General features: G+C 53.8%; 15 protein-coding genes, 1 tRNA gene and 1 pseudogene. 8 read left to right on the forward strand and 9 right to left on the reverse strand.

Going from position 1 to position 20,148, the window contains the following annotated elements; genetic code table 11:
* The first annotated feature begins 11 nt into the window (after window positions 1-11).
* From yagF to BFV65_RS02490, 3 genes are all read left to right on the forward strand, one after another.
* Window positions 12-1,979 carry a xylonate dehydratase YagF gene (gene yagF, locus BFV65_RS02480; RefSeq protein ID WP_038415180.1) on the forward strand — a complete coding sequence of 656 codons (1,968 nt, stop codon included), beginning with the start codon at window positions 12-14 and terminating at the stop codon, window positions 1,977-1,979.
* Between the two features lie 226 nt (window positions 1,980-2,205).
* A complete protein-coding gene (locus BFV65_RS02485) occupies window positions 2,206-3,588 on the forward strand; it encodes an MFS transporter (RefSeq protein ID WP_023299198.1) in 1,383 nt (460 codons plus the stop codon).
* Between the two features lie 11 nt (window positions 3,589-3,599).
* Window positions 3,600-5,210 carry a glycoside hydrolase family 43 protein gene (locus BFV65_RS02490; protein ID WP_069596183.1) on the forward strand — a complete coding sequence of 537 codons (1,611 nt, stop codon included), beginning with the start codon at window positions 3,600-3,602 and terminating at the stop codon, window positions 5,208-5,210.
* On the opposite strand, the gene xynR is transcribed toward BFV65_RS02490, so the two are convergent.
* The 5 genes from xynR to argL form a co-directional block, all read right to left on the reverse strand.
* Entirely contained in the window at window positions 5,195-5,956 is a 762-nt protein-coding gene (gene xynR / locus BFV65_RS02495; protein ID WP_069596184.1) for a DNA-binding transcriptional repressor XynR, read from the reverse strand. The genes BFV65_RS02490 and xynR overlap by 16 nt on opposite strands.
* Before the next feature lie 175 nt (window positions 5,957-6,131).
* Entirely contained in the window at window positions 6,132-6,566 is a 435-nt protein-coding gene (locus tag BFV65_RS02500) for a DUF3828 domain-containing protein (protein WP_069596185.1), read from the reverse strand.
* A gap of 1 nt (window position 6,567) precedes the next feature.
* Window positions 6,568-6,930 carry a CHAP domain-containing protein gene (locus BFV65_RS02505; RefSeq protein WP_069596186.1) on the reverse strand — a complete coding sequence of 121 codons (363 nt, stop codon included), beginning with the start codon at window positions 6,928-6,930 and terminating at the stop codon, window positions 6,568-6,570.
* A gap of 381 nt (window positions 6,931-7,311) precedes the next feature.
* On the reverse strand, window positions 7,312-8,316 hold the full coding sequence (gene argF / locus BFV65_RS02510) for an ornithine carbamoyltransferase (protein ID WP_069596187.1): 1,005 nt from the start codon (window positions 8,314-8,316) through the stop codon (window positions 7,312-7,314).
* Window positions 8,286-8,381, reverse strand: a complete 96-nt coding sequence (gene argL / locus BFV65_RS23345; protein ID WP_213083700.1) for a putative translational regulatory protein ArgL — start codon at window positions 8,379-8,381, stop codon at window positions 8,286-8,288. Before argL ends, argF begins: the two co-directional genes overlap by 31 nt.
* Window positions 8,382-8,480: 99 nt before the next feature.
* Here argL and rraB point away from each other — a divergent pair, with 99 nt between their 5' ends.
* From rraB to BFV65_RS02535, 5 genes and pseudogenes are all read left to right on the forward strand, one after another.
* Window positions 8,481-8,906 carry a ribonuclease E inhibitor RraB gene (gene rraB, locus BFV65_RS02515; protein ID WP_023299202.1) on the forward strand — a complete coding sequence of 142 codons (426 nt, stop codon included), beginning with the start codon at window positions 8,481-8,483 and terminating at the stop codon, window positions 8,904-8,906.
* Between the two features lie 46 nt (window positions 8,907-8,952).
* Window positions 8,953-9,711, forward strand: a complete 759-nt coding sequence (gene miaE / locus BFV65_RS02520; protein ID WP_069596188.1) for a tRNA isopentenyl-2-thiomethyl-A-37 hydroxylase MiaE — start codon at window positions 8,953-8,955, stop codon at window positions 9,709-9,711.
* Between the two features lie 30 nt (window positions 9,712-9,741).
* Window positions 9,742-10,464, forward strand: a complete 723-nt coding sequence (locus BFV65_RS02525) for a topoisomerase II (protein WP_069596189.1) — start codon at window positions 9,742-9,744, stop codon at window positions 10,462-10,464.
* A gap of 105 nt (window positions 10,465-10,569) precedes the next feature.
* Window positions 10,570-10,654: transfer RNA gene (locus BFV65_RS02530), tRNA-Leu, on the forward strand.
* A gap of 187 nt (window positions 10,655-10,841) precedes the next feature.
* A pseudogene (locus BFV65_RS02535) lies at window positions 10,842-12,101 on the forward strand (tyrosine-type recombinase/integrase).
* 291 nt (window positions 12,102-12,392) lie between these two features.
* Here the strand turns inward: BFV65_RS02535 and BFV65_RS02540 are convergent.
* The 4 genes from BFV65_RS02540 to BFV65_RS02555 are packed head-to-tail and all read right to left on the reverse strand — an operon-like array spanning window position 12,393 to window position 20,053.
* The gene (locus BFV65_RS02540) at window positions 12,393-15,086 is read right to left on the reverse strand and encodes a TnsA endonuclease N-terminal domain-containing protein (RefSeq protein ID WP_069596190.1); all 2,694 of its coding nucleotides are present in this window, start codon (window positions 15,084-15,086) and stop codon (window positions 12,393-12,395) included.
* Window positions 15,079-16,962 carry a DNA methyltransferase gene (locus BFV65_RS02545; RefSeq protein ID WP_069596191.1) on the reverse strand — a complete coding sequence of 628 codons (1,884 nt, stop codon included), beginning with the start codon at window positions 16,960-16,962 and terminating at the stop codon, window positions 15,079-15,081. Before BFV65_RS02545 ends, BFV65_RS02540 begins: the two co-directional genes overlap by 8 nt.
* Window positions 16,962-19,877, reverse strand: coding sequence for an ATP-dependent helicase (locus BFV65_RS02550; protein WP_069596192.1), 2,916 nt, complete (start codon window positions 19,875-19,877; stop codon window positions 16,962-16,964). Before BFV65_RS02550 ends, BFV65_RS02545 begins: the two co-directional genes overlap by 1 nt.
* Window positions 19,874-20,053: a hypothetical protein gene (locus BFV65_RS02555; protein ID WP_069596193.1), complete on the reverse strand. Its 180-nt coding sequence runs from the start codon at window positions 20,051-20,053 to the stop codon at window positions 19,874-19,876. Before BFV65_RS02555 ends, BFV65_RS02550 begins: the two co-directional genes overlap by 4 nt.
* Window positions 20,054-20,148: the final 95 nt, after the last annotated feature.

Raw genomic sequence — 20,148 nt, forward strand, 5'->3', positions numbered from 1 at the left:
GGACGATAACGATGACCATTGAGAAAATTTTCACCCCGCAGGACGACGCGTTTTATGCGGTGATCACCCACGCGGCGGGTCCGCAGGGCGCGCTGCCGCTGACTCCGCAGATGCTGATGGAATCCCCCAGCGGCAACCTGTTCGGCATGACGCAGAACGCCGGGATGGGCTGGGACGCCAACAAGCTGACCGGCAAAGAGGTGCTGATTATCGGTACTCAGGGCGGCATCCGCGCCGGAGACGGACGCCCGGTTGCGCTGGGCTACCACACCGGACACTGGGAAATCGGCATGCAGATGCAGGCGGCGGCGAAGGAGATCACACGCAACGGGGGGATCCCGTTCGCGGCCTTCGTCAGCGATCCGTGTGATGGGCGCTCGCAGGGCACGCACGGCATGTTCGACTCCCTGCCGTATCGTAACGACGCGGCGATCGTGTTTCGTCGTCTTATCCGCTCTCTTCCGACGCGGCGGGCGGTGATCGGCGTGGCAACCTGCGATAAAGGGCTGCCCGCCACCATGATTGCGCTGGCCGCGATGCACGACCTGCCGACCATTCTGGTGCCAGGCGGAGCGACGCTGCCGCCGACCGTGGGGGAAGATGCGGGCAAGGTGCAGACCATCGGCGCGCGCTTCGCCAACCATGAACTCTCCTTGCAGGAGGCCGCCGAGCTGGGCTGTCGCGCCTGCGCGTCGCCGGGCGGCGGGTGTCAGTTCCTCGGCACGGCGGGCACCTCGCAGGTGGTCGCGGAAGCGCTGGGTCTGGCGCTGCCGCACTCCGCGCTGGCGCCGTCCGGACAGGCGGTGTGGCTGGAAATTGCCCGCCAGTCAGCGCGGGCGGTGAGCGAGCTGGATAACCGCGGCATCACCACGCGCGATATCCTCACCGACAAAGCTATCGAAAACGCGATGGTGATCCACGCGGCGTTCGGCGGCTCCACCAATTTACTGCTGCACATTCCGGCCATCGCACACGCGGCGGGCTGCACGATCCCGGACGTTGAACACTGGACGCGCGTCAACCGCAGGGTGCCGCGCCTGGTGAGCGTGCTGCCCAACGGCCCGGACTATCACCCGACCGTGCGTGCCTTCCTCGCGGGTGGCGTGCCGGAAGTCATGCTCCACCTGCGCGATCTCGGCCTGCTGCACCTGGATGCCATGACCGTCACCGGCCAGACGGTGGGCGAGAATCTCGACTGGTGGCAGAGCTCGGAGCGCCGTAAGCGCTTCCGCCAGTGCCTGCGCGAGCAGGACGGCGTGGAGCCGGATGACGTGATCCTGCCGCCGGAAAAAGCAAAAGCGAAAGGGCTGACCTCGACGGTCTGCTTCCCGACGGGCAACATTGCGCCGGAAGGATCGGTAATCAAGGCCACGGCGATCGACCCGTCGGTCGTCGGTGAAGATGGCGTTTACCGCCACACCGGCCGGGTGCGGGTGTTTGTCTCGGAGGCGCAGGCGATCAGGGCCATCAAGCGGGAAGAGATTGAGCAGGGCGATATCATGGTGGTGATCGGCGGTGGACCGTCCGGCACCGGCATGGAGGAGACCTACCAGCTCACCTCCGCGCTGAAGCATATCTCGTGGGGCAAAACGGTGTCGTTAATCACCGATGCGCGCTTCTCGGGCGTGTCGACGGGCGCCTGCTTCGGCCACGTGTCGCCGGAGGCGCTGGCGGGCGGGCCGATAGGCAAGCTGCGCGATAACGACATCATTGAGATAGCGGTGGACCGCCTGACATTAACAGGCAGCGTAAACTTTATCGGTACCGCGGACAACCCGCTGACGCCGGAAGAGGGCGCGCGCGAGCTGGCACGGCGGCAGACGCATCCGGACCTGCACGCTCACGACTTTTTGCCGGACGATACCCGGCTGTGGGCGGCATTACAGTCCGTGAGCGGCGGCACCTGGAAAGGCTGTATTTATGACACCGATAAAATCATTGAGGTAATTAACGCCGGTAAAAAAGCGCTCGGTATTTAATTATTTTGTGAGAGACAATCGTCTGCGGAAAATAGTCCGCGGGCGGTTTTTACGTGTCTGCAATTTATTAATTTAAACAATAAGTTGCGATATATCGTTGACGTCACAAAAGCGAAATAACGTAATTAAGAAATAAGATATGACCATTGCTGGTTAATTGAACAGCTCATTACACTCCATTAACACGATGTTGTAATTCAGCACACTACATAAGGGTGTAATTCTGATGACGCAATTAACCATGAAAGACAAAATTGGCTACGGGCTGGGTGACACCGCCTGCGGCTTCGTCTGGCAGGCCACGATGTTCCTGCTGGCCTATTTCTACACCGACGTCTTCGGCCTCTCCGCGGGCATTATGGGGACGCTGTTTTTAGTCTCCCGCGTGCTCGACGCCGTGACCGACCCGCTGATGGGGCTGCTGGTAGACCGCACCCGCACGCGGCATGGCCAGTTTCGCCCGTTCCTGCTGTGGGGCGCCATCCCGTTCGGCATCGTCTGCATGCTGACCTTCTACACGCCGGACTTCTCCGCGCAGGGCAAAATCATCTACGCCTGCGTGACCTATATTCTGCTGACTCTGGTCTACACCTTCGTTAACGTCCCGTACTGCGCCATGCCGGGCGTCATTACTGCCGACCCGAAAGAGCGTCACGCCCTGCAGTCCTGGCGCTTCTTCCTGGCGGCGGCGGGGTCGCTCGCCATCAGCGGCATCGCGCTGCCGCTGGTCAGCATCATTGGCAAAGGCAACGAGCAGGTGGGTTATTTCGGCGCCATGTGCGTGCTGGGGCTGAGCGGCGTGGTGCTGCTCTACGTCTGCTTCTTTACCACCAAAGAGCGCTACACCTTTGAGGTGCAGCCGGGTTCGTCAGTGGCGAAAGACCTTAAGCTGCTGCTGGGCAACAGCCAGTGGCGCATCATGTGTGCCTTCAAGATGATGGCGACCTGCTCCAACGTGGTGCGCGGCGGGGCGACGCTCTACTTCGTGAAATACGTGATGGATCACCCGGAGATGGCGACCCAGTTTTTACTCTACGGCAGCCTCGCCACCATGTTCGGCTCGCTCTGCTCCTCCCGCCTGCTGGGCCGCTTCGACCGCGTTACCGCCTTCAAGTGGATCATCGTCGCTTACTCGCTGATTAGCCTGCTGATTTTCGTCACCCCGGCGGAGCACATCGCGCTGATTTTTGCCCTCAACATTCTGTTCCTGTTCGTCTTTAACACCACCACGCCGCTGCAGTGGCTGATGGCCTCTGACGTGGTGGATTACGAGGAGAGCCGTAGCGGTCGCCGCCTCGACGGGCTGGTGTTCTCCACCTACCTGTTCAGCCTGAAGATTGGCCTGGCAATTGGCGGGGCGGTGGTGGGCTGGATCCTGGCGTACGTCAACTACTCCGCCAGCAGCAGCGTGCAGCCGGTCGAGGTGCTGACCACCATCAAAATTCTGTTCTGCGTGGTGCCGGTGGTGCTCTACGCGGGCATGTTTATCATGCTGTCGTTCTACAAGCTCACCGACGCCCGCGTGGAGGCCATCAGCCAGCAGCTGATCAAGCACCGCGCGTCGCAGGGCGAGGCCGTTCCCGACGCCGCGACAGCCGCATCCCATTAACCGGAGGCATTATGGAAATCACTAACCCGATCCTGACCGGCTTCAACCCGGACCCGTCCCTGTGCCGTCAGGGCGAGGACTACTACATCGCCACCTCGACCTTCGAGTGGTTCCCGGGCGTGCGCATCTACCACTCCCGCGATCTGAAAAACTGGTCGCTGGTCAGCACCCCGCTGGACCGCGTGTCGATGCTGGACATGAAGGGCAACCCGGACTCCGGCGGCATCTGGGCACCGTGCCTGAGCTACGCCGACGGGAGGTTCTGGCTGCTCTACACCGACGTGAAGATTGTCGACTCGCCGTGGAAAAACGGCCGCAATTTTCTCGTCACCGCGCCGTCCATCGAGGGGCCGTGGAGCGAGCCGATCCCGATGGGCAACGGCGGGTTCGATCCCTCCCTGTTCCACGACGACGATGGCCGCAAATACTACCTCTACCGCCCGTGGGGGCCGCGCCACCACAGCAACCCGCACAACACCATCGTGATGCAGGAGTTTGATTCGCAGACCGGCACGCTTTCGCCGGAGCGCAAAACGCTGTTTACCGGCACGCCGCTCTGCTACACCGAAGGGGCGCATCTTTATCGCCTGGCGGGATGGTACTACCTGATGGTTGCCGAGGGCGGCACCAGCTACGAGCACGCCGTCGTGGTGCTGCGCGCAAAAACCATCGACGGGCCGTACGAGCTGCACCCGGACGTGACGATGATGACCAGCTGGCACCTGCCGGAGAACCCGCTGCAAAAGAGCGGCCACGGCTCGCTGCTGCAAACCCACACCGGGGAGTGGTATATGGCCTACCTCACCAGCCGCCCGCTGCGCCTGCCCGGCGTGCCGCTACTGGCTTCCGGCGGGCGCGGCTACTGCCCGCTGGGGCGCGAGACCGGCATCGCCCGCATTGAATGGCGCGACGGCTGGCCTTACGTAGAAGGCGGCAGGCACGCGCAGCTGACCGTGAAAGGCCCGCAGGTAGCGGAACAGCCTGCATCCGTTCAGTGCAGCTGGCGGGAGGACTTCGACGGCAGCACGCTTGACCCGGAACTGCAGACCCTGCGCATTCCGTTCGACAACACCCTCGGCTCGCTTACCGCCCGCCCGGGCTACTTACGGCTCTACGGCAACGACTCGCTCAACTCGACCTTTACCCAGTCGACCGTGGCGCGCCGCTGGCAGCATTTCACCTTCCGGGCCGAGACGCGGATGCAGTTCTCGCCGGTCCACTTCCAGCAGAGCGCGGGGCTGACCTGCTACTACAACAGCAAAAACTGGAGCTACTGCTTTGTGGACTACGAGGAGGGGCAGGGGAGAACCATCAAGGTGATCCAGCTCGACCACAACGTGCCGTCATGGCCGCTGCACGAGCAGCCGATTCCGGTGCCGGAACAGGCCGAGAGCGTCTGGCTAAGGGTGGACGTGGATAAACTGGTCTACCGCTACAGCTACTCGTTCGACGGCGAGACATGGCATACCGTTCCGGTGACGTATGAGGCGTGGAAGCTGTCGGACGACTACATCGGCGGGCGCGGCTTCTTTACCGGCGCGTTTGTGGGGCTGCACTGCGAGGACATCAGCGGCGACGGCTGTTACGCGGACTTCGACTACTTCACCTACGAGCCGGTATAGCCCAGCGCGCGTGACAGCTCGAGCCCGGCCTGCAGAAGCTCCTCGCGGAAGCGGGCCAGCTCGGCGTCGTCCACGCGGGAGGTGAGCGTCGACAGGCTCAGGGCGGCAATCACGCGGGATTCGTGGTTCCACACCGGCACCGCCACGCAGCGCACGCCCTGCTCGTTCTCTTCGCTGTCCAGGGCGTAGCCCTGCTCGCGGGTCTGCGCCAGAGCGGCCATTAATGCTTCGCGAGAGGCGAGGGTGGAAGGGGTATAGGTGGTGTACTGATAGCCCTCCAGCAGGGCGTTCAGCTCGGCCTCGCCCAGCCAGGCAATCAACACTTTGCCGATGGCGGTGGCGTGAACCGGCAGGCGGCGGCCGATGCGCGAATAGGCTATGGCGGCCAGCTTGCCTTCAATCTTCTCGATATAGACCCCTTCACGACCGTCCAGGATCCCCAGATGGGTGGTCTGCCCGGTCCGCTGGGACAGCTCCGTCAGCCAGCCTTTCGCCTTCTGGCGAATATCGATGGAGCCCACGACGAAATGACCGCGCTCAACCAGCTTCATGCCGAGGCGATATTTGCCGTTCTCCGGGTTCTGATCGATATAGCCGTGAAGCTGGAGGGTTTTCAGCAGCGAGTGGAGGGTACTCTTGCTCAGCCCCATCAGTTTGCTGATGTCGGTGATCTTAAGCTCGGTGGCCTGCTCGTTGAACAGGTCGAGGATCTGCAACGCACGTTCAACAGACTGAATAATCGGCATAATGCTGGTATGTCCACGCTGGAATTAAGGCGAAAACGTACCTTTTTCGGGGTGAAAAATCAATGAAATGGAGCTGGCCTGATCCGCCCGGCGGCGCTACGCTTGCACGGGCCTACGGGTTGTGTAGGCCGGGTAAGCGCAGCGCCACCCGGCTACATTATTGTTAGCGGAGGAATCAATTATTATCCCGTGCAGCGACAGACTGAATTTTCCAGATCCCATCTTCTTTAACCATGCAATCAATAACTGTGTGCTGGGTCTTTTTGCCGAACGTGATATTCACGTTTACACAGACCGGGTCTGAATCATACGAATCAATAGACACATTCTCAGCCCAGTCCTCGCCGATATACTGCGATTTCATAAAAAAATCAGCCTCGTAAAATTCAGCGTCGGCATAACGGGGATCATCTGCATGACGTAATTCTTTCATGGTGTTGGCCGTAACGAACTTATCGATTTCATTTCCCTGTTGGATTGGATAACGATCGTTGTTCACTTGTTTGACGTACCAGCGATTGAATTCAAGGGCGCGCTGCATCGGTATCTGAAAATCTTCGGCCCCCAATGCGGCTGTGCTGAATAACACAAGAAAGATGAGTTTATTCATTTTAATAATGCCTGTATAAGGTTGTTGCTGGCTGGAGTTGGCGATAGGTGGGCCCCGGGTACAGTGTTCTCTGTTTAAAATCTGAATACCAGGTTCCAGCGCCATCGTAAATACAGACATGCCCGTACTGATTCGGGCCGGGCAAGGCATCAATCACCGCAATATCCCCCTCTATGGGTGTGCCATAGACTTTTGTGAACCCTGCTTTTTCAAGAGAACGCCAGAAATCCTTTGCGTTTGCCCCTTCGATTTTAAGCCCTCCGGCTCGAATGGCGGCGGCGATTGCTCGAGCGCAATAGTGTCCAGTATGGGTTAGTGCGTGGCTACGGGCGTATGACAAAGCTTCATGCTTATTCCATGACATGAATAATCCTTATTAACGAAATGCAGTAATAAGGAAATATTACGCCGATAATATACGGTATTTTGTAATTGATAATGACCTGATATTAACCATTATCTACTCAATAAATAATGGTTAATAAAAACATAAATTCTTATTATGGTTAATGTCTAGCTGAGAAAGCGTCAGTAAAATGAATTTTTCTGCCTGACGATAACGCTGTTGTCGTTTTTAGTGTTTTCTCCCTCTCCCTGTAGGAGAGGGACGGGGTGAGGGCATCAGGCCGCATCGTCGCCTGATTCGCCCGGCGGCGCTGCGCTTGCACGGGCCTACGGGCTGGGTGTTCTCCCTCTCCCCGTGGGAGAGGGCCGGGGTGAGGGCACCAGACCGCAGAGGAGTCAATCACTTCCCAAGCGTCGCCACCATCACCGCCTTAATCGTATGCATCCGGTTTTCCGCCTGGTCGAAGACGATACTCGCCGCCGACTCAAACACCTCGTCCGTCACTTCCATCCCGCCGTGCAGGTCGAACTCCTTCGCCATCTGCTTGCCGAGCGTAGTCTGGTCGTCATGGAACGCCGGCAGACAGTGCAGGAACTTCACGTTCGGGTTGCCGGTGAGCGCCATCATCTGCGCGTTCACCTGATACCCGCGCAGCAGCGCTATCCGCTCCGCCCACTTCTCCTTGGCTTCGCCCATCGACACCCAGACGTCGGTATAGATAAAGTCCGCGCCCTTCACGCCCGCCGCCACGTCTTCCGTCAGGGTGATTTTCCCGCCGTGCTTTTCCGCTAGCGCACTGCACTCCGCCACCAGGCTCTCTTCCGGCCAGCAGGCTTTCGGGGCCACCAGGCGTAGATCCAGCCCGGTCAGCGCCGCCGCTTCCAGCATCGAGTTGCCCATGTTGTTGCGCGCGTCGCCCGCGTAGACCAGCGTCATCTCGTTAAACGCCTTGCCCGGCAGGTGCTCCTGCATGGTCAGCAGATCCGCCAGCAGCTGCGTCGGGTGGAACTCGTTGGTCAGCCCGTTCCACACCGGCACGCCCGCGTACTGCGCCAGCGTTTCGACCACTTCCTGGCCGTGGCCGCGATACTGAATGCCATCGTACATCCGCCCGAGCACCCGTGCGGTATCCTTAATTGACTCTTTATGCCCAATCTGGCTGCCGCTCGGCCCTAAATAGGTAACGCGCGCGCCCTGGTCAAATGCGGCAACTTCGAAAGAGCAACGTGTACGGGTTGAGTCTTTTTCGAAGATGAGCGCGATGTTTTTTCCAGTAAGCTTTTGTACTTCCTTGCCATTTTTTTTATCGGCTTTGAGCTGTGCGGCAAGAGTCAGCAGAGAAGTGAACTGTGCAGGGGTAAAGTCGAGCAATTTCAGAAAGTGTTTCTTGTACAGATCAGACATTTTATCCTCGCATGGCGAACGCCACTTATTGAATTAAAATTCACTTTATATGTGTAATTATTCATTTGCAACCCCGTTTCACAAATCTTTCCAACAAAGGTGGAGGCAAACCCGTCCGTGTGTGAAAATAGAAGTATCTGCCGCACTTTAAAGAGGATTGACCCATGGCAAACCCGGAATTACTGGAAGAGCAACGCGAAGAGACGCGTCTGATTATTGAAGAACTGCTGGAAGACGGTAGCGATCCGGACGCGCTGTACACCATCGAACACCATTTCTCTGCGGATGACTTCGAGGCGCTGGAAAAAATGGCCGTGGAAGCCTTCAAGCTGGGTTACGAAGTGACCGAGCCGGAAGAGCTGGAAGTGGAAGAGGGCGACACCGTCATCTGCTGCGATATCCTGAGCGAAGGCGCGCTGAAGGCGGAGCTGATTGACGCGCAGGTAGAACAGCTGATGAACCTGGCCGAGAAGTTTGAAGTGGAATACGACGGCTGGGGAACCTACTTCGAAGATCCGAACGGTGAAGACGGCGAAGAAGGCGACGACGAAGATTACATCGACGAAGACGACGACGGCGTGCGTCACTAAGCGTTTCAGGCGGTGGCACGCGCCACCGCTTTTTCAAGGCAGAACCATGGATTACCCGCAGATACTCGCCCCCGTACTCAACTTCCTCCAGTGCCCGACCCCGCAAGCATGGATTGATAAAGCCCGCGACCCGGCGAACCTGCCGTTGCTGCTCACCGACCACATGGTGTGCGAGCTCAAGGCCGCCCAGACTGCGCTATTACTCGTGCGTAAATACGTCGCCGACGAAAGCGGTGCCGATGCGCTGCTCGACTGGCTCAAGCCCTACGAACAGTTCACCTTCCGCGACGGCCCGGAGCCGGACTTCATCGCCCTGCACAAGCAGATTGGCAAAAGCGTGATGCCCAAAACCGACGACCCGTGGGGACAGGCGCTCATCGACAGCATGGTGCTGCTGATTAAAGAGGAGCTGCACCACTTCTGGCAGGTGCGCGAGGCGATGCTGGCCCGCGACATTCCGTACGTCAAAATCACCGCCAGCCGCTATGCTAAAGGGATGCTGAAGGAAGTGCGTACCCACGAGCCGCTGACGCTGATCGACAAGCTTATCTGCGGCGCCTACATCGAAGCCCGCTCCTGCGAACGCTTCGCCGCGCTGGCCCCGTTCCTCGACGACGACCTGCAGAAGTTCTATCTCTCGCTGCTGCGCTCGGAAGCGCGCCACTATCAGGACTACCTGACGCTGGCCCAGCAGGTGAGCGACGACGATATCTCACCGCGCATAAAGCTTTTTGGCGAAATTGAAGCCACACTTATCTCGACACCGGACCACGAGTTTCGCTTCCACAGCGGCGTGCCGGTGTAAACCGGCATAACTCAAGGATAAGGATGCGAGATGAATAAAACGTGGACCCGTATTGTGATTGTCGTCATTGCGGCTGCTGCCGTGGCGTTCTGGGTGTTTTTCGACAGGCAGCGCGCCCAGGAACGGCAGATGGATAACGCCCTCAACGCGATGCCCGCCTGGCAGGTGATTAAGGAGCAGGAGCCCGCGCTGCATCAGCGCATCCTCGACCAGATGGCCGCCCTGCAAAAAGCGGGCGAGCCGGAGCAGCAGATTATCGACACCATCCAGCCGCAGATCCTGCATCTGCAGATGTCTCGCCTGCAAAACGCCCCGGACGCCAACGTGGTGAACTACATGACCATCAACATGGAGCAGACCGCCGCCATCCAGAAGGTGAGCGACGACGCCTGCTTCCGCTTCCTCTACCCGATGGTGAAGGGCGGCATCAACCCGATGCGCATGCTGGATAAAGACCTGATGGCCCGGCGCATGCAGGCCGACGCCGACATGATGCGCGCGGCCTACGGCAAAAACCGCCACACCGTGACCCCGGCCGAACGCGAGGCGGCAGTCGAAGATGTGCGGCCGATTATGAAGCAACTTGCCGATCAGTACGGTGAGGACATCCAGCTGCTGCAGACGCCGGAGAAGGCGGAGGGCAAAGAGAAGCTCTCCTGCGACATGGTGCAGGAGATGTGGGCCAAGGTGCTGGCGCTGCCGGAGCAGAAGGCGGCGAGGGTGATTCGGCTGGCGGTGTCTGAGCTGGACTGACGGTAGCGCTGGTTTTTTGGACACTTAGCGCGGGTTTAGCGCGTCGTCGCTTGCATGGCGGCGCGCGACAGGTATAATCCACAACGTTTCCGCATCCCCTTCAGTGCCGAAGTGGCGAAATCGGTAGACGCAGTTGATTCAAAATCAACCGTAGAAATACGTGCCGGTTCGAGTCCGGCCTTCGGCACCATCGGAACATCAATAGACGTCAACGGACGTCTTTTTTTTGTGTCTGAAATCCAGTATTTACCCATCATTCCCGCTATATTAACTCTCTCAAGGTCAACCGACTTCAACGTGCATCTACTAACAGATGTTGGTATAGATGATGGTATTTTCGGTTCGATAATGCTTGTACCAACAGGGAAGGGATAAGAATGGCTCTAACAGATATCAAAGTCAGAACAGCCAAGCCAATGGATAAGCAATATAGGCTGACCGATGGCAACGGTATGCATCTTCTCGTCCACCCAAATGGTTCAAGATACTGGCGCCTGCAGTACCGCTTTGGCGGGAAGCAAAAGATGCTGGCTTTAGGCGTTTATCCTGATGTATCTCTTGCAGATGCTAGGGCTCGTCGCGATGAAGCTCGTAAGCTTTTGGCAAACAGCATCGATCCGGGAGATAAAAAGAAAAATGACAAGGTTGAGCTAGAAGAAGCGCGCACTTTTGAACGGCTCGCCGTTGAGTGGCACGTCACAAATAAAAAAGTGGTCGGAAGAACATAGCCGACGAGTGCTGAAAAGCCTGGAAGACAACCTCTTTCCTGCCATTGGCAAACGTAATATTGCCGAACTAAAAACGCGGGACTCGTTAGCCCCTATTAAAGCTGTAGAATTGTCGGGGAGACTAGAAGTGGCTTCCTGGCTACAACAGCGAACTACTGCAATTATGCGTTATGCCGTTCAGAGTGGTTTGCTTGACTAAAATCCCGCGCAGGAGATGGTCGGTGCCGTTGCTTCAAGTAACAGACAACATCGTGCAGCTCTTGAACTGAAACGTATCCCCGAACTTCTTCAACGCATTGATAGCTATACCGGTAGGCCATTGACTCGTCTTGCCGTTGAGCTAATTCTACTTGTCTTTATTCGTACCAGTGAATTGCGTTTTGCCCGTTGGTCAGAGATCGATTTTGAAACATCTATGTGGACGATTCCAGCCGAGCGTGAAGCTATTGAAGGAGTAAAGCACTCGCAGCGTGGCTCAAAAATGCACACGCCCCATTTGGTGCCGCTTTCCCGACAGGCTCTGGCAATTCTCGAGCAGATAAAGACGTTCAATGGTGATCATGAACTGATCTTTATTGGTGATCATAATCCGCGCAAGCCGATGAGTGAAAACACGGTTAACAAGTCATTGCGAGTAATGGGATATGACACTCAGGTTGAAGTGTGCGGGCACGGTTTCAGGGCCATGGCGTGTAGTTCGTTAATTGAATCGGGATTGTGGTCGAGGGATGCAGTGGAACGGCAGATGAGCCATATGGAGCGAAACTCTTTACGAGCGGCTTATATCCAAAAAGCTGAACACCTCGATGAGCGCAGACTGATGCTGCAGTGGTGGGCTAATTTTCTTGATGCATCGTGAAGGCAATTAGTCCGTTTGATTTTGCGAAAATTAATGCTGGAAAAAAGTAAAAATGAGGGCTCTGTAGCGTTGAGTTCATTTGAAACTGCAAGACATCTAGCCGTGAAGATGGATGTCTTGCGTGCCTAGAATTAGATATTCCTCACGAAAAAGTTGCTTTTATGATTTCTTCGCATACTTATACTATGTAATTTTCAAAGCAGATCAATAAAAGCATGTGAGCTCATTTGTATCCAAAGTATCATTCCAACACTCAAACGGACTGAGCCCAGACATTATTGCGTAGTCGGGAAGATCTCTAATTTCGAGAAAAACATCTCCAGCAACCGATACAAATAACTTTAAAGTAGCATTCTAAAATGTCGTTTATCAGCATCCGAAGATTTGAGTATTCGATACTCCATGCCGCTAGCGATGGCAATTTGCTGTGCAAATTCCTTTTTCGCCTGCACAACTGAATTCTCTATCTGGTTGTCAGCCTTTACCTCGACAATTACATACTTCAGACTGCCATCAGACTCTTCGCGCTGGAAGATGAAATCTGGGTAGTAGCTTCGTACCGTATGTGAATCTGGATCTATGTATTGTATGAAGAAGTCCGATTGACCATGGGTCAACATCCCGGTGAAATAGATTTTTTTGACCCGCTGCTCATGTAAGAGATCCCAGAATAACCAGTTTTCAGAACCCGAGTCGAAGCAGTAAGTGTCAAGGTGAAAACTTTTGGTTCGTTCTTCATCTTTGAGTCGGACATCGTCCATACGGACGATCTTATCTTTTGCAGCGGATACCTCGTAGTACCCTTTTTGCGGAATTTTGATCAAGTCGACTTCATGTTCTTCGGTTTGTTCCGACTCATCCAGTTCGTATAACAGATTAAACAAACGCGGGATGATTTCATCATATAGAAGCTCATTGAATTCGTTGGCCATAGCCACCAGCTCGTCGATGCCTTCCTTTGTAGAGTCAAGTATTTCCTCAATATCTAGCGGACTACGGTTTAGGTAACGGGATACCTCCGCCACTAAAGATAATGGTGAAAACACGCGCTTGTTCCGTTTACTGGTCAAATCGAAGGTTTGACTGTATACCACTTGAGCAATATTGGCAGTTGCTAGCCCATCTTGCTGGGTTTCAATAAGACGATATTTTTCTACCAACGGCTTCCACTTTTCACTGTCTTTACGGTTAAGTCCTAACGTCGTCCCAGGAACGATTGTTTTTTCCCTCGTGTGGTAAAGCTTGCGCACCCGTACCAGCTTAATTTTTACCGGCGGCTCAACAACACGAATTTCTACGCGTTCCTTGTCTTTGGCTACCTTCTGAAACTCTTCGGCAGTGATGCGGAAGTTTTGTTGTAGCTCATCGTTCAGAATATCTAGGTTGCCTTCCGATAGAAATACATGACCGGTATGTTGGGCTTGCCCTATGCCACGCAAGCAACGCATCGTAGCTTGAAGTACAAAGACTTTCGACTTTGGTTCACGGAACAACCCCACACCAAATAGAGAACGACAGTTCCACCCCTCACGACCTTTATTTACCAACAAGATGAACTGTTTTTCTGAACCTTCAGTATCTAATTTGTTGAATTCCCGGATATCGTCATTAGTGGTGATCTTCTGATCTCCTACGTTAACCAAGATACGAGACGTAGAGATGCCGCGCTTTTGCAGTGAACGCTCAACTGCAGGCTTCAGTTCACTTAGTAATTCATCGACGGTCGCCGCAAAGAACGCCAGTTTAGGTAGCAACCCTTCGGGGCGCAGATGACCTATCTCATTTATGAATTTACCGATGGCAATATCGACAAACTCGTCGGTACGAGAGTTCGAGTAGCCATGTAAAGTCACTTTTTTAAGGTAACCCTTTTCGATAGCAGCTTTTAATCCATATGCATAGACGACTTCTGGCAAGACCTCACGGCCAATGTACGGTGTACCGGTGTAGTTGTAACACGCTACCACACGGGTACCCGACGCACTGAGACTTGCTGCAAGAATGTCGATAGTGGTGCGCAGGCTAGTATCTGTCTCCTTTGTGCCAATCCCCATATCTTTGGCCAGAGCCTTGCCAAAGGAGTGGTGAGCCTCGTCCACATAGATACCAATCTGTTCCAAACGGCGCAATTTTTCAAAGCGCTGATTAGTAGTCAGATCGCCTTCATCTTCAGGCTGATCAAAGTTGTAAAGATCAGCAGCATCCGCATAAACACCAGAAGAAGTCAGCGTTTCTCCTACAGCACCAAACAATCGGTCTACCGAATTTTTTTCTTTGTGTTTTCGCTTGAGAATTATCTTTTGGGTGTTGGAAACGATTATATTGAAACGAGATCTATCTAGCGTATCCAGTGAAGTGCCCGCTTCTTCAAGATAGTGAAAGCGCAGATGGGTGGTTAGGAAGTTAACGTACTCCGGTGGAACGACACGAGTCAGATCGAAAGACTCAATCTCTTTGAGCGATTGCAGCACCGTCTTGTCCGGTGCAAAAACTAGAGCATTGTGGCAATAACGCTCGTCCCTACCGAATTTGTTACCCAAAAGGAATTCGTAGTAGATACAGGTCGCCATCAGGATAGTTTTACCAGTACCCATTGTCAGCGCGAAGATGTAGTTCGGGTAGGCGCGAGAGTTTTTGCGCATCTTCTCGAACAGTTGTTGATATGAAGCCAGCTCTAACTCATCGGAATCACCAAATGAAAACATTTCCTGCCCAGCAGTGCCTCGGAATGAGCCGAATTTGCGGCCTTCAAATTTGCCCGTCCGCTCAAACCACGCCTTGAAGATTGCTTCAACCTTGGTGTTGCCCAGAAATTCCTTAAGGAAGATATAGGTCTCCAGTGCTTCAAACTGAGGTTGGCGCAAGAAGGCCTTAGGATTTCGCTCAGGATTGTTGAAGTCAAGGAACTTTCGGGTGAGTTCTTTGTAATGAGTACGGATCGCCCCTCGGTTGGCTTGATGAAACTGCCACAGAAAGTGGAAAAAGGCGAAATCCAGAGAGGAACTTCCAGCATTTTTTAAAGATTTTTTAGCCATTAATTAGCTCCCCTTCCCAAGATTCTGATAGAAGATCTGTGATCTTTACGCGAATGGTTCCCGCATCGCTAGGAATCTTGTATGCTCCTTTGACAATCTCGTTCTTACCGGGAATATCCACGACTGCCGGTTGAAGCACTGCGCCGTCGAAGTTCCAGTCGATCAGCACCGACTCAACCAACTCTTTCCAATCCTTAACAGACTCAGTCTGTAGAGAAAGCTTTTGCAGAAGGTTCATTGGGTAGAACTTCTCAATGACCAGCTCTCCGTTCTTGATGAAAACCTTGGCCTGCGAATCGCGCTTGAACTCAAGTTCGGCCTTGTCGCGCAGGATGTCCACTACCTCGACGTCTATCTTGAAGGGTTTGGCGGCTAATTCCAGCTGTGCTGCCATATCCGGCTCGTGCCCCATGCAAATAAGGGTGATCTTTTCGACCGGGCGGTTCGGGGCTTCCTTCTGCTTACGTTCCCAGGCCTTATAGTCGAAGCCAGCAATCAGCTCATTCAAGTCGGCTCGTGTGGCAATACGATTGACCGGCATTATCTTGACCATGCGTCCATCCTTCTCACCGTCGAACACGGCGCTGAATTCGAGTTTCTGTACTTCCAGAGCCTCGATCAATAGTTCCTTGGCCTGAATGGGATTGCGGAAAATGTCATAGTGGTTGACTGTAAATACCTCGAAGCCTGGATACACCTTCGGCACCTTAAAAACATCTGTCCAGCTGCCTGACGCATCCTCATCTTCTTCTTCGATGCTGGCTTGCATGTCATAATCATCACGTAAACCGTTCTTGATAGTCGCCTGATATTTTACATCAGCCATCTCTTCATGGATGCCAAGAAGTCTTTTCGAAGTAGTTTGAACGGACGCCAAGTTGATATCGTTTCCAATATAACGTCTGCCATACTTACTGCTGACAGCCTGCGTTGTCCCGGATCCCATAAAGCAATCGAAAACAATATCACCAGGATTGGAGTAAGCGAGGATTATCCGCTCTAATAGCGTTTCTGGCTTTTGAGTCGGATATCCCACAACCTCTACACGATCAGCGGGTTGAAGCATGGGCAGTCGCCAAACGTCATCAATAGTTTTGTGAGTGGAATTGATATAGACGACATTACCATTCTCATCCTTGGCATTGACTAAGGACTGTGTGGCCTTGTCCCAAACACGCTTAATCTGCTGAACCGGCTTTTCACGCTTTTCGCGAAGCTTATTGAATTGGAATTTACCTGACTTTGAATAGACAATAATCACATCATGATTAGACGCGAAGCGGTTGATGTTTCCTTGCATTTTGTTGTAGTAGTGCCAAACGATTTCATTTTGGAAGGTTCCTACACCAAACACCTCGTCCAGCAATGCGCGCAAGTAGTGCGACTTATGCCAATCACAGTGCAGGCATAAAACACCGTCCTGGCTCAATAGCTCTCGCATTAGGATTACTCGCTCGTAGATGAATTGAAGGTATTCATCATTCGTCCAGACATCCGTGTACTGCTTTTCTTCAAAAGCCGTATATGCAGTCTCCGTGCTCTGCCTGTTCAACTTGATTGTTTTCTTGTATTCGATTTTCGAATCAAACGGTGGATCTATGTAGATCAGGTCGACCTTGCCGCGAAACTCCTTTAGCAGATGACTCATCACCTGCAGGTTGTCGCCCCAGTAAATCTTGTTGCGCCAACCATCCACCTCTTCGCCGTGGACTTCCTTCAACTGCGCCGGATAATACTGGGTCGAAGTGAAAGGGCGCTTGCCGCGCCAGTTCAGCATCGGGTAGCCCTTGATCGGCTCGAATTCATACTTTTCGACGTTAATCGTGTCACCAACAGATGTAGACAGTCGCATGCTTTCCTGTGTGGATTTGCTCATTAGTTATTTTTCCTGAATTTCCAATTCTTTTTGTCGCAGTAAGGTCGTATATCACATTCCAAACAGCGTTTTGCTGGTCGTGCTGTGATTTGGTAATCCTGCCGCTCAATGCGCGCGACAATATCGTCAAAGCGCGCAATAGTCTTGCCTATAGCGTGTTCGTCCTTTGTGAACGATACATAAGGGTTCCCGCCGTCCTCGCCGGTGTAGTACAGGTGCATCCGGCTTACCTTTTGACCGGTGCGTTCTTCCACCAAATGGGCGTATACTTCCAACTGGTGCTGGTACTGACGCAGCCGATCCCGATCTTTTTCCATATCGGGTTTTTTTTCCGATTTGAAGTCAATAATTTCGACTGTGTCATGTTCGCCTCGGATCAGATCGACGCTGCCTTTTAAGATATATTGTTCTTTAACGAGTGAGATCTCTACCTCGGATTCTTTTATACGAGCCCAGTTTCCATTCTCGCGCTCGTAGTACCTCAAAATGTGCTTTTCAACGGCTTTAATTGTTTGAGGTGCCAGGTATTGGCGCTCGCGCTTGGACAAATATTGGTAGTTAATATTCATCCACTCTCTGATTTGATCAGGATGGATGAGGGACTCATCTCCACGAAGAACTGTCTTGTGAATGTCCTCAATAGTTTGATGCACCAAGGTACCGAATAACTGAGCTCCTGCTCGAATAGGATTAAACTCCAGCTCTTTGAAGAACCGGTACTGCTCGGCACAGTTCTCGAACACAGTGATGTGCGAGGTGAATGAATACTCTCGTTTGAGATTGATCTGTTTGACTGCCTCGAAGGTCAGTGCTGAAAAGTCCAGTTCCCGCCAGTTGGGTAGTCCGTAGAATAGACGCTCAAAGTATTTGGATGGCGACTTGCCTCGCCCTTGTTTTTCCTGCGCGGTCAGCACCAGTAGGTTTTGAGCGCGTGAGAAGGCGGTGTAAAATAACCGCCAGAAGTCGAAGTTCTTGATGTGCTCGAGTGGTTCGAAGCGTTCCTTCGATAGGTAGCCGCCGTCCTCAAGCAACACGTCCAAATCGCCGTACTGTTTACGCGGTACAGCGTCAAGTGAACCACACACCACCAGCGGAAACTCTAATCCTTTGGATTGATGGATGGTCAGGAACGAGACACAGCCCTTAGGTGCGTACTCCGCCTCATCCTCGTATTCGCCGATACCACCGTCAACCAAGAAACGCATGAACTGGTTGAATAGATCTCGAAGGTTCTTTTCCAAAAATTCTGGGTTAAGCACGCTGACAAAGTGTAAATGCTCGAACTTTGTTAGTAGTCTGGAGAAAGTTCCAAGGTTACGTGCGGCACGCCCCTTGTCCACACTTTGCACAGCCTCATCGGCGAGGAAGCGCGAGAACAGGGGGAACTGGAGCAGTTCATAGAACAAACCAGAGAAGGAATAGTCAGTGTTCTGAGTTAGCACGGCGTGCCGCTTGGCCAGAGGACGAGCCCAGTCAAGCATTGATTTATGCTCCGGCTTGCGCAGTTCGTCGATGAATGCCTTGAAGCACAGGTGGTCGTAGTAGTCCCAGATGGGAAGACTGATGCCTTCGGCCCACACCCGCACCTTGGGAAACTGCGGGAATAGGAAGATCAGAGCACCGATCATTAGGCGGATCTCCTCGCGCTCAAAAAACATATTCGAGCGGGGCGAGAATACCGGCACTCCTTTTGCTTCAAGGAAACGCGCCAAGGCCACTACCTTCTCATTCTTGACAGAGCGGAACAGGAATGCCACCTGATTCCAGTCCGTAAGCTGACCGGATTTCTTCAATTCATTGAGGAAGGCCAACACCTCTGCGTGCCAGTTGGTAGCGTCTCCCTTATCATCTCTGGCGGCCAACCTCACCGCTGTGGGTTGGTCGGGAAAGTCATCCTCACGCGGGACGATCTTCTTGTCGAAGCGAAACACGCGCGAGCCGTTGTCCCATATCTGCTCCTTCATCCACTCGTTGTAAAAGCGGATAATGTCAGGGTGCGAACGATAGTTGACGGTGAGTTTAACTTGTTTGCATTGACCTTCGTCGAATAGTGCTGGGAATTCCAGAATGTTGCGGATGGTAGCCCCGCGAAAACGGTACAAACCTTGGTCATCGTCGCCCACTACGCACAGATTGCAGTGCTCTTTGGCGAGTAGTAGAAGGATGCGCTCCTGAATGGTATTGGTATCCTGGTACTCGTCCACCATCAGGTGGGTGAGCTTCTCGCGCAGTTCTGACAGCACTGCCGGGTGTTTTTCCAGTAGTTGCAAGGCCTCGTACTGGATGCTTGAGAAGTCCAGCGAGTTGTGCTCGTGAAGTAAATCATGGTACTTGACGAAGCAGGTAGCTAGTGCACGGATTTCTGGCTCGGAGGCCGCCGCCAACGTGGCTAAATCAAGAGCCTCTTCGCTAACTTTGTTGAGCCACTTGAGCAGGTTCTCTGACTGAACCCAACGGCCTGTCTGGTCATTGCCCATGACAAGCTCGGCGTTCGGTAACTCGCGAAAGGCTTTGATGTGCTGATAGAGGAAGTACTGCTGGTCGAACTGGTCGAACAGTGTAAAGCTACGCTTGAGCCGCGTGAACTCGCGGTAATCCTCTAGCAGTCGAAGGCAAATGGAATGGAAAGTACCAAGGTACATCTCGTTCAGGTTGAACTGGATTTTTAGTTCGGCTAACCGGTTGGATATACGAGTAGTGAGTTCGCGTGCGGCTTTGTCTGTGAAGGTGACAACCAGCAACGATTCAGGTGCGACACCCCTGTATGTGATGAGGTAAACGATGCGCTCGACCAGAGTGAAGGTCTTGCCCGACCCAGGGCCTGCAATTATGAGCAATGGGCCATCGGTGGCTAGGATGGCTTCAAGTTGTTGGGGATTGGCCTTGGACTGGAGCGCCATAATGCTAGGCGTCATTCTGCCCCCTTCTCGTCATCCACCACCGCATTGCCGATGTGGCTGGTGATCCATTGATCCAGATTCCCACAACGTTTAATGCGTGGAGTTTTCTGAAAGTGACCGAACAGCTTGCCCGCCTTCGGAGGAGCAGCAACTTCATCAATCGTGAGGATCTCACCTAGCTGGCCGCTCATCGGGTTACCTTTGGGTGTCTGCTATTAAGTTAATCTGATGCTATATCTTGTCACAAGATGGCGTTATTGGACAAATTTGGGCAAACATGGCATTA

It is taken from the genome of Enterobacter hormaechei subsp. hoffmannii (assembly GCF_001729745.1).
Taxonomy (GTDB): domain Bacteria; phylum Pseudomonadota; class Gammaproteobacteria; order Enterobacterales; family Enterobacteriaceae; genus Enterobacter; species Enterobacter intestinihominis.

Bases quoted from the DNA above. Each gene is read 5' to 3' on its own strand.
- yagF (WP_038415180.1), top strand. From the start codon at position 12: ATGACCATTGAGAAAATTTTCACCCCGCAGGACGACGCGTTTTATGCG.
- BFV65_RS02485 (WP_023299198.1), top strand. From the start codon at position 2,206: ATGACGCAATTAACCATGAAAGACAAAATTGGCTACGGGCTGGGTGAC.
- BFV65_RS02490 (WP_069596183.1), top strand. From the start codon at position 3,600: ATGGAAATCACTAACCCGATCCTGACCGGCTTCAACCCGGACCCGTCC.
- xynR (WP_069596184.1), bottom strand. From the start codon at position 5,956: ATGCCGATTATTCAGTCTGTTGAACGTGCGTTGCAGATCCTCGACCTG.
- BFV65_RS02500 (WP_069596185.1), bottom strand. From the start codon at position 6,566: ATGAATAAACTCATCTTTCTTGTGTTATTCAGCACAGCCGCATTGGGG.
- BFV65_RS02505 (WP_069596186.1), bottom strand. From the start codon at position 6,930: ATGTCATGGAATAAGCATGAAGCTTTGTCATACGCCCGTAGCCACGCA.
- argF (WP_069596187.1), bottom strand. From the start codon at position 8,316: ATGTCTGATCTGTACAAGAAACACTTTCTGAAATTGCTCGACTTTACC.
- argL (WP_213083700.1), bottom strand. From the start codon at position 8,381: ATGAATAATTACACATATAAAGTGAATTTTAATTCAATAAGTGGCGTT.
- rraB (WP_023299202.1), top strand. From the start codon at position 8,481: ATGGCAAACCCGGAATTACTGGAAGAGCAACGCGAAGAGACGCGTCTG.
- miaE (WP_069596188.1), top strand. From the start codon at position 8,953: ATGGATTACCCGCAGATACTCGCCCCCGTACTCAACTTCCTCCAGTGC.
- BFV65_RS02525 (WP_069596189.1), top strand. From the start codon at position 9,742: ATGAATAAAACGTGGACCCGTATTGTGATTGTCGTCATTGCGGCTGCT.
- BFV65_RS02540 (WP_069596190.1), bottom strand. From the start codon at position 15,086: ATGGCTAAAAAATCTTTAAAAAATGCTGGAAGTTCCTCTCTGGATTTC.
- BFV65_RS02545 (WP_069596191.1), bottom strand. From the start codon at position 16,962: ATGAGCAAATCCACACAGGAAAGCATGCGACTGTCTACATCTGTTGGT.
- BFV65_RS02550 (WP_069596192.1), bottom strand. From the start codon at position 19,877: ATGACGCCTAGCATTATGGCGCTCCAGTCCAAGGCCAATCCCCAACAA.
- BFV65_RS02555 (WP_069596193.1), bottom strand. From the start codon at position 20,053: ATGAGCGGCCAGCTAGGTGAGATCCTCACGATTGATGAAGTTGCTGCT.